The sequence below is a fragment of the Streptococcus sp. HMSC077F03 genome (assembly GCF_001812375.1).
Taxonomy (GTDB): domain Bacteria; phylum Bacillota; class Bacilli; order Lactobacillales; family Streptococcaceae; genus Streptococcus; species Streptococcus oralis_S.
On record NZ_KV808781.1, the window covers coordinates 1 to 227 of the forward strand.

Consider the following 227-nt stretch of genomic DNA (forward strand, 5'->3'; position numbering starts at 1 on the left):
TCAGGAGAAATGGCAGTCGGCAAGTTTGCAGAAGGTGCCAAGAGCGAATGGTATTACTTTGACCAAACTGGTAAAGCAGTGACAGGTCTTCAAAAGATTGGCAAACAAACACTTTACTTTGATCAAGATGGTAAGCAAGTCAAGGGTAAAGTAGTAACTTTGGCTGATAAATCCATCCGTTACTTTGATGCCAACTCAGGAGAAATGGCAGTCGGCAAGTTTGCAGA

General features: G+C 42.7%; 1 pseudogene. It reads left to right on the forward strand.

The annotated features are described in order from the left end of the window. Positions 1–227: pseudogene (locus tag HMPREF2853_RS04900) on the forward strand (hypothetical protein); the annotation flags it as partial.